The following is a 1,378-nucleotide window of genomic DNA, read 5'->3' on the forward strand; positions in this document are numbered from 1 at the left end:
GCCCACGACCTGACCGGGCTGCGGGCGGTGCTGGCCGAGGCCGAGCAGTGGGTGGCCGCCGGCACCGCCCGGCAGCGCGGGCACGACCGTACGCTCCTGCTGGTGGTGGCCGCCCTGCCCGACGGGGCCGCCCCGTCCGATCTCGACCGGCTCGCCGAGCTGGCCGCGCATGGTCCCCGGGCCGGGCTGCACCTGGTGGTGGCCGGCTGGCCCGACACGGCGCCGCTGCCGCAGGCCACCCCGCTCGCGGTGCGCACCGCGTACGCGCTGGTCGGCGATCCACCCGCCGCCGGCTTCAGCAGCCCCGGGGCGGAGCCGCCGGGCGGGTTGAACTCCCCGGTCTTCCTCGACGAGGACCCGCCCGAGGAACTGGTGGCCGGGGTGTGCCGGCGGCTGGTCCGGCAGATCGAGGACGGCTCCCGCCTCGCCCTCACCGACCTGCTGCCCGACGGCGAGCTCTGGGCGGAGGGTTCGGTCGACGGGCTCACCACGACGGTCGGTGACGCCGCCGGGCGGCCGGTCAGCCTGGGCTTCACCGAGCTGACCCCGCACTGGCTGGTCAGCGGCCGCTCCCAGGCCGGCCGGTCGGCGTTCCTCACCGACGCGCTCTTCGGCCTGGCCGCCCGCTACGGCCCGGACGAGCTGGTGCTCTACCTGGCCGACCTCGACGACGGCGAGTCCTTCGTGGAGTTCCTCCAGACCGAGCGTGACCGGTCCTGGGTGCCGCAGGTCCGGGCCGCCGGGATGGCCGCCGACCGCGAGTACGTGGCGGACCTGCTCGGCGAGCTGGAGGCGGAGCTGCGCCGCCGGGAGGAGGCGGCCCGACGGGCCGGCGGGCAGCGCTACGCCGAGCTGCGCCAGCACCAGTCGCTGCCCCGGGTCGTCTGCGTGATCGACAACTTCCCGCTGCTGCTGCTGCGCGAGCGGGACCGGCTCGCCGCCGACCTGCTCGCCCGACTGGACGGGCTGGCCCGCGCCGCCCGGTCGTACGGGATCCACCTGGTCCTGGCCGGCGAGGGCGACCTCGGCATCGGCGGTCCGCGCGACCCGCTGCTCGGCCAGTTCCCGGTCCGGGTGGCGCTGCCCGGCGGTTCGGCCGTGCTGGAGCCGACCAACGACTCGGCGGCCGGCCTGCCGGTCGGGAGCGCGGTGGTGAACACCGCCGGCGGGCTGGGCGGCCCGCGCGGCGCGACCCGGGGCCACGAGCGGATGATCCGGTTCCCCGACCCGCACGAGGACCCGGCGGTCCTCGCCGACCTGCGGCAGCGGCTCTGGTCGGCCCGGCCCGAGGGGGCCGCCCCGCCGGTGGTCTTCGCCGGGTTCGCCCGCCCGCTGCTCGCCAACGACCCGCGACACCGGGCCGCACTGGCCGGCCGGG

General features: G+C 78.0%; 1 protein-coding gene. It reads left to right on the top strand.

The features are described from left to right. A partial coding sequence (locus tag B0E53_RS36500) for an FtsK/SpoIIIE domain-containing protein (protein WP_281492943.1) occupies positions 1 to 1,378 on the top strand: 1,378 nt, incomplete at both ends.

Origin of the sequence: Micromonospora sp. MH33 (assembly GCF_003013775.1) — a bacterium.
Taxonomy (GTDB): Bacteria; Actinomycetota; Actinomycetes; order Mycobacteriales; family Micromonosporaceae; genus Micromonospora; species Micromonospora fulviviridis.